Below are 7,818 nucleotides of genomic sequence, written 5' to 3'. Positions count from 1 at the left end.
CTGTATTGTATTCGCTGAAATTACAACAACTGCAATCGGCTCCTCCCCCTTAATAAGGGGGAGGCTGGGAGGGGGTGCTCTTTCTCCACGCACAAAAAAGCCGAGACATCTCTGCCTCGGCTTTTCAAACAAATTACACTATAAAGCGAATCAGTTTATGGCGATGTTTACATCATGCCGCCCATTCCACCCATGCCGCCCATATCTGACATAGAAGAACCTGAATCTTGTGGCTTATCAGTGATCATAGCTTCCGTTGTGATCATAAGACCAGCAACCGATGCCGCGAACTGAAGTGCAGAACGAGTTACTTTAGTTGGGTCAAGAATACCCATCTCGATCATGTCGCCGTAAACGCCTGTCGCTGCGTTGTAACCGTAGTTATCTTCACCAGCGCGAACGTTGTTAGCAACCACTGAATCTTCTTCGCCTGCGTTTTTAACGATTTGACGAAGTGGCGCTTCCATTGCACGAAGTGCTAAACGAATACCAACAGTTTGTTCTTCGTTGTCACCTTCAAGGCCAGAAACTTTAGATGCAGCGCGGATAAGTGCAACACCACCACCAGCAACAACACCCTCTTCAACCGCAGCGCGAGTTGCGTGAAGTGCATCTTCAACACGGTCTTTCTTCTCTTTCATCTCAACTTCAGTAGCCGCACCGACTTTGATTACTGCAACACCGCCAGCTAATTTAGCTACACGCTCTTGAAGTTTTTCTTTATCGTAGTCAGAGGTTGCATCTTCGATTTGTTGACGAATTTGAGAAACACGGCCAGAGATAATAGTCTCATCACCAGCACCATCGATGATAGTTGTTGTTTCTTTCGTGATCGTTACACGCTTCGCTTGACCAAGATCTTCAAGAACTACTTTTTCAAGCTCTAAACCGATCTCTTCTGAAATTACAGAGCCCGCAGTTAATGCCGCGATATCTTGTAACATTGCTTTACGACGGTCACCAAAACCAGGAGCTTTAACCGCTGCAACTTTAACGATACCACGCATGTTGTTCACAACTAGAGTAGCAAGCGCTTCGCCTTCAACATCTTCAGCGATGATAAGAAGAGGACGAGATGCTTTCGCTACTGCTTCTAGAGTTGGAAGCAATTCACGGATGTTTGATACTTTTTTATCAACAAGCAAGATGAATGGGCTGTCTAGATCAACAGAACCGGCTTCTTGGTTGTTTACGAAATATGGCGATAGGTAACCGCGATCAAACTGCATACCTTCAACAACGTCTAATTCGTCTTGAAGAGCTTGACCTTCTTCAACAGTAATAACACCGTCACGACCTACTTTTTCCATTGCTTCAGCAATAAGATTACCAACAGTAGAGTCAGAGTTTGCAGAGATAGTACCTACTTGTGCGATCGCTTTTGTATCAGCACATGGAACAGATAGATCTTTAAGTGCTTCAACAGCAGCAATAACTGCTTTGTCGATACCACGTTTAAGATCCATTGGATTCATGCCCGCAGCAACGGCTTTTAGGCCTTCAGCAATGATAGCTTGAGCAAGAACGGTTGCAGTAGTTGTTCCGTCGCCCGCCGCGTCATTCGCTTGCGAAGCCACTTCTTTAACCATTTGTGCGCCCATGTTTTGGAACTTATCTTCAAGTTCGATTTCACGTGCAACAGAAACACCATCTTTAGTGATCGTTGGTGCGCCAAATGATTTATCTAAAACAACGTTACGACCCTTAGGACCTAAAGTTACTTTAACCGCATCAGCCAGAACATTTACACCTTCTAGCATTTTGATTCGTGCGTCATTACCAAATTTAACGTCTTTAGCAGCCATCTTTAATTTCCTTTTTAAATTCTTTTCTTAATATCGCTTATTAGTATCGAAAATAGCAAAGTTCGAAAAACGAATTACTCAACGAGTGCTTATTATTCAACAATAGCCAGAATGTTGTATTCAGACATGATCAACACTTCTTTACCGTCAATCTTCTCTGCTTTGATGTTACCTTCTGCGAAGATCACTGAATCGCCTACTTTTACGTCTAATGGCTGTACAGAACCATTCTCTAGGATGCGGCCATTGCCAACAGCTAGAATAATACCGCGAGTTGATTTCTCAGCCGCTGAACCTGTTAATACAATGCCACCCGCAGATTTTGATTCAGCTTCTTGGCGTTCAACGATCACACGGTCATGTAAAGGACGGATATTCATTGGTCGTATCTCCTGATAATGTTCCATTTAAGAATAAAGTGCCATGATTTGGCTTTGGTTTATTAATGGGGTTTTTTGGGGGGGATTGCAAGGGTTTATGGTGCAAATATTTAAAGAACTAGAGGCTAGAGACTATACGCTGCGCTAACTAGACCGCTTCGCTTCTATAAGAGCAAGAGCAGCACCATACTCGCTTTTGATCTTATAGTCTCTAGTTAGCGCAGCGTATAGTTAGTTCTATTTACCCTTACTCGTCCCTCGAGCGAAGCGTCCTCGAATCTCGTCCCTATTTCCGCTACACTACCCATCCCGCCACCACTCGAGAAAACCATGCTAGATAAACACGGTTTACTAACCCAACCTATCGCCGACGTATTACAAAAACTCACCACCCCAATGGTGTTTGGCATGGTGGCGATTCTTCTGTTCAACTTGGTGGATACCTTCTTTATTTCATTGCTTGGTACAGATGCCCTTGCCGCAGTGAGTTTTACCTTTCCCGTCACTTTCGCTGTTAACTGCATTACGATGGGCGTTGGTGTTGGATTATCAGCATCTATCGGACGTTTACTCGGACAAGGCAACAGTAAGCACGCCGCTCAATTAACCACACATGGATTAATCTTAGCGGTCATTCTTATTCTTATTGCTTGTAGCATTGGATTTTTCACCATTGAACCCCTATTTCGATTATTAGGCGCAGAAGATAAGCTACTTCCTCTTATTCACGAATATATGTCCATTTGGTATCTCACCATTCCGCTGCTTGTTATTCCAATGTCGAGCAACAGCGCTATTCGAGCAACCGGCGATACCACCACACCCGCGAAAATCATGATGCTGGCTGGACTAATAAATGGCGTACTCGATCCACTACTTATCTTTGGCTATGGTCCTTTTCCAGAATTAGGTATTCAAGGTGCTGCGATTGCCAGTGGCATCAGTTGGTTTGGTGCATTACTTGGTTCTTTTTATGTACTCACTCGAAAAGTAAAACTACTCGCTCCACCAAAACCATCAGAAATGAAACAAGACTGGCAACAGATCTTAAAAATTGGCTCACCAGCGGCACTATCAAACGCATTAAACCCTATCTCTGGTGCCATTTTAATGATGATGCTTGCCAGTCAAGGCACCGTTGCAGTCGCTTCTTATGGTGCAGCGCAACGAGTTGAATCATTAATGTTATTAGTGATAATGGCGCTGACCTCTTCATTAAGCCCATTTGTAGCGCAAAATCTCGGAGCTAAACAACCAGAGCGAGTGAAAGAAGCGATCTTCTTAGCGATGAAGTTCTCCGTCTTCTTCCAACTATTTCTCTATATCTTGATTGTTCCATTGAGCATTCCGCTATCGCATTTATTCAGCCAAGATGATGCTGTTCAACACGGCCTCTGGATGTATCTGATCTGCGTGCCATTCAGTTATGGATTCCAAGGGATTGTGATGGTGCTTGTTAGCAGCTTAAATGCAATGCAAAAACCGTTACATTCTTTCAGTTGGAGTTTCATGAGGTTGTTTGTATTTACCTTGCCAACGGCGTGGATTGGCAGTCATTTTTATGGCATGGAAGGACTGTTTGTTGGGGTAGCGATTGGGAATGTGATGGGTGGGATTAGTGCATGGGTGTTTGTGAAGCATAGTAAGTTGTTGGAGACTATACGCTTCGCTAACTAGAAACTATAAGATCTTAAGATTCAGAGGTGATCGTTGTGATTATAGCAAATAATATACAGTTCCCTCCCCTTAATAAGGGGAGGGTTAGGGAGGGGTTGTTGTGATGATGGTTGAATTGAATACAAATCTAACTTGATTATATGCTGTTAGTTCTTGAGCCCCTCCCAGCCTCCCCCTTACTAAGGGGGAGTGGCTAAAAACAACACCAATCACCCCTGAATCCAGCTCTTCCTTGCTCCGCTATAGCCCCTTCACTCACTTTGTAGTAAAATTACACAAAGTTATTTATTCGAATTTATTAAGCTATTGACGAGGAACACCTTTATGTCAGCTAAAAAGCCTATGGCTCTAGTTATTCTTGATGGTTACGGTCACCGTGAAGCTCAAGCAGATAACGCAATCACAAACGCAAACACTCCAGTTCTTGATGGCCTAATGGCTACTCAACCAAACACACTAATTTCAGCATCAGGTATGGACGTTGGTCTACCTGATGGTCAAATGGGTAACTCAGAAGTTGGTCACACAAACATCGGCGCTGGTCGTATTGTTTATCAAGATCTAACTCGCATCACTAAAGCAATCTCTGATGGTGAGTTCCAAGAAAACGAAACACTAGTTAACGCTATCGACAAAGCGGTTAAAGCAGACAAAGCCGTTCACATCATGGGCCTTATGTCTCCAGGTGGCGTTCACTCTCATGAAGATCACATCTACGCAGCAGTAGAAATGGCAGCGGCACGTGGCGCAGAAAAAATCTACCTACACTGCTTCCTAGACGGACGTGACACTCCACCTCGTTCAGCTGAAAACTCTTTGAAAAACTTCCAAGAGCTATTCGCTAAATTAGGCAAAGGCCGTGTTGCTTCTCTAATTGGTCGTTACTACGCAATGGACCGTGACAACAACTGGGATCGCGTACAAAAATCTTACGATCTAATGACAGAAGCAAAAGCAGTATTCACTTTTGATTCAGCGGTTGAAGGTCTTGAAGCGGCTTACGCTCGTGAAGAAAACGATGAGTTTGTACAAGCAACTGAAATCAAAGCAGAAGGCGAAGAATCAGCAGCAATCGTTGATGGCGATGCTGTCATCTTCATGAACTACCGTGCTGACCGTGCTCGTGAAATTACACGTGCATTCGTTCCTGATTTCGATGGTTTTGCTCGTAACGCATTCCCAGCAATCGATTTTGTGATGTTGACTCAATATGCAGCAAACATCCCTCTTCTTTGTGCGTTCTCTCCTGCGTCTCTAGAAAATACCTACGGCGAGTGGTTATCTAAAGAAGGTCAAACTCAGCTACGTATTTCTGAAACTGAAAAATACGCACACGTTACTTTCTTCTTCAACGGCGGTAAAGAAGACGAGTTTGAAGGCGAAGAACGTCAACTTGTTGCTTCTCCAAAAGTAGCAACTTACGATCTACAACCTGAAATGAGCGCACCTGAGCTAACAGAAAAATTAGTTGCTGCTATCAAATCTGGTAAGTACGACGCTATCGTTTGTAACTTCCCTAACTGTGACATGGTTGGCCACACTGGCGTATACGAAGCTGCTGTTAAAGCAATGGAAGCGCTTGATGAGTGCATCGGTAAAGTGGTTGAAGCTATCAAAGAAGTTGATGGCCAAATGCTTATCACTGCCGATCACGGTAATGCTGAAATGATGATCAACCCTGAAACAGGCGGCGTTCACACAGCTCATACTAATCTTCCAGTTCCTCTTATCTACGTAGGTAGCAAAGAGATTGAATTTAAAGAAGGCGGTAAACTGTCTGATCTAGCTCCTACTATGCTAGCGCTGACTGGAACAGCGATTCCTGCTGAAATGTCTGGTGAGATTCTTTTTAAATAAGAAACTATACGCTACGCTAACTAGAGGCTAGAACGCTTCGCTCCTATAAAATCAAGAGCAAGCGTTATACTCGCTTTTGAGCTTATAGCAAAAAGCCCACAGGTTTATCGCCTGTGGGCTTTTTTTGATCTTAGGTTTCAGGACGCTTCGCGCAGAGGCCTAGTTAGACCAGCGTATCGTTTCTAGTCTCAAATCTTCATTTTACTAATAATAAACATCTTACCTTTATGCTCATTATCTTGCCCCCAACCTAAGGGCTCATACTCTTCAAGAAACTCATCGACTGTATTTATCAAGATAAGCTGCGAACCCAACTGAAAAGAATCATAAAAATAAACAAAATGGCCACTCTTTAAAGATTGGATTAATCTTCGCTCCCAAAATCGCTTACCATCATTGGTTTGCTCTTCATCACTAATCATGATTACATATTCTTCAAGCAATGCCGAAAATACTTTTTTAGGTAACCCGACGGTAAGCTCTTCTTCTACAGGATCAGACCAAACCATAACTTGCGTACAAGAGCATTGACCTATTTTTTTATCTGATAATTCAATATTGACGGCATAGATTATACGAGGATTACTACTATCTGTTTTATCTATTAATCGTATCTGTTTGCCTTTTTTATTAGTCACAAAGCGATAGCCTTCAGGTATGACAAAACCTTCTAACTGATAAGATTTTGGATATTTAGCTAAAAACTTTTTTGCAGCCGCTTTATTCGTGCTTGGCCTTCTCAGCTGATCTGAAAAATCAGTTTCAGGGATCAGTAATGGCATAGATTAACCTTTAAGAATATGGAATTAACATCAGTATAAACTTTGAACAAATAGACGTAAAGAAGATCAAAAATAAGCACAATACTCGCCTTTGATCTTCCTGAAATCAGAGACTTGAATCCTTCGCTTTTAGTACCCTTCCGGATTATTCGACTGCCAACGCCACGTATCTTCTGTCATATCATCAAGAGACAACTTCGCTTCCCACTTCAATTCTTCACGTGCTTTAGCTGGGTCTGCCCAGCATTCTGCAATATCACCCGGGCGACGTGGTGCTATTTTATGAGGAACCGGCACACCTGCCGTTTTCGAGAAGGCTTCAGCCATCTGTAAAACACTGTAGCCTTTACCTGTACCTAAATTGTAAATATGAAGACCAGCTTCTTTACCTTTGTATTTCAATGCAGCTAAGTGACCATCCGCCAAATCGACAACGTGAATGTAATCACGAACCCCGGTTCCATCAACGGTTGGATAATCATCACCAAATACCGATAAAAATTCACGACGGCCAACCGCAACTTGTGAAATAAATGGCATTAGGTTATTTGGAATACCTTGTGGATCTTCACCCATAGTTCCTGATTTATGAGAGCCTACAGGGTTAAAGTAACGAAGTAGAGTTACGCTCATTTCAGGATGTGCTTTTTGAATATCAGTTAGACACTCTTCAACAATCAACTTACTGCGACCATAAGGATTGGTTGCTGATGTTGGGAAGTTTTCATTAATTGGGGTAGATGCCGGATCACCATAAACCGTCGCTGATGAACTAAATACAATGCTGTTCACGCCCGCTTTACGCATCGCTTCAACTAATACCAACGTACCTGAAACGTTGTTATCGTAATACATGATAGGCTTTTCAACCGACTCACCTACCGCTTTTAAGCCAGCGAAGTGGATCACACTATCAATTTGGTTTTCAGCAAAGATGGTTGTTAATATTTGAGGATCACGAATATCACCCTCATAAAAGTTAGGTTTCACACCAACCAAAGCTTCAATGCGATCAAGCACTACTTCTTTACTGTTGTATAAATTATCTAGAATGATTGGCGTTAAGCCCGCTTCAATCATTTGTACACATGTGTGGCTACCGATGTAACCCATTCCGCCAGTGACTAAAATATTCATTGTTTTTCTCTATTTTTAATTTATTTGAATAAGAGCCTATACGCTATGCTAACTAGAACGCTTCGCTCTAGAAACTATAAGATCAAAAGCAAGATTACCGTACCAGCTTTTAACTTTTGGCTCTTTGCTCCTCTCCCTTAATAAGCGGGTCGCTGGGAGGCGGTAAGTCGCAGGCCACGC

Annotated in this window: 6 protein-coding genes; 2 read left to right on the top strand and 4 right to left on the bottom strand. The window is 42.7% G+C overall.

The features are described from left to right. Window positions 1–167 precede the first annotated feature (167 nt). Window positions 168–1,805 (bottom strand): chaperonin GroEL, encoded by a 1,638-nt coding sequence (gene groL, locus Q1K78_RS16490; protein WP_300181414.1) that lies wholly within the window; start codon window positions 1,803–1,805, stop codon window positions 168–170. Between the two features lie 92 nt (window positions 1,806–1,897). Beyond that, window positions 1,898–2,185 (bottom strand): co-chaperone GroES, encoded by a 288-nt coding sequence (locus tag Q1K78_RS16485; RefSeq protein WP_017022481.1) that lies wholly within the window; start codon window positions 2,183–2,185, stop codon window positions 1,898–1,900. Between the two features lie 330 nt (window positions 2,186–2,515). Here Q1K78_RS16485 and Q1K78_RS16480 point away from each other — a divergent pair, with 330 nt between their 5' ends. Both Q1K78_RS16480 and gpmM read left to right on the top strand, forming a co-directional pair. Next, window positions 2,516–3,862 carry an MATE family efflux transporter gene (locus Q1K78_RS16480; protein ID WP_300181410.1) on the top strand — a complete coding sequence of 449 codons (1,347 nt, stop codon included), beginning with the start codon at window positions 2,516–2,518 and terminating at the stop codon, window positions 3,860–3,862. A 324-nt stretch (window positions 3,863–4,186) separates the two neighbouring features. Further along, window positions 4,187–5,719, top strand: coding sequence for a 2,3-bisphosphoglycerate-independent phosphoglycerate mutase (gpmM, locus tag Q1K78_RS16475; RefSeq protein ID WP_300181408.1), 1,533 nt, complete (start codon window positions 4,187–4,189; stop codon window positions 5,717–5,719). Between the two features lie 188 nt (window positions 5,720–5,907). On the opposite strand, the gene Q1K78_RS16470 is transcribed toward gpmM, so the two are convergent. Together Q1K78_RS16470 and galE are read right to left on the bottom strand one after the other, a co-directional pair. Further along, window positions 5,908–6,501, bottom strand: a complete 594-nt coding sequence (locus tag Q1K78_RS16470) for a hypothetical protein (RefSeq protein WP_300181406.1) — start codon at window positions 6,499–6,501, stop codon at window positions 5,908–5,910. A gap of 129 nt (window positions 6,502–6,630) precedes the next feature. Continuing rightward, the gene (gene galE, locus Q1K78_RS16465; RefSeq protein ID WP_300181404.1) at window positions 6,631–7,638 is read right to left on the bottom strand and encodes a UDP-glucose 4-epimerase GalE; all 1,008 of its coding nucleotides are present in this window, start codon (window positions 7,636–7,638) and stop codon (window positions 6,631–6,633) included. Window positions 7,639–7,818: the final 180 nt, after the last annotated feature.

It is taken from the genome of uncultured Aliivibrio sp. (assembly GCF_946479765.1).
Taxonomy (GTDB): Bacteria; Pseudomonadota; Gammaproteobacteria; order Enterobacterales; family Vibrionaceae; genus Aliivibrio.
The sequence above is the reverse complement of the archived record's forward strand: the minus strand, read 5'-3'. Positions and strand labels throughout refer to the sequence as shown.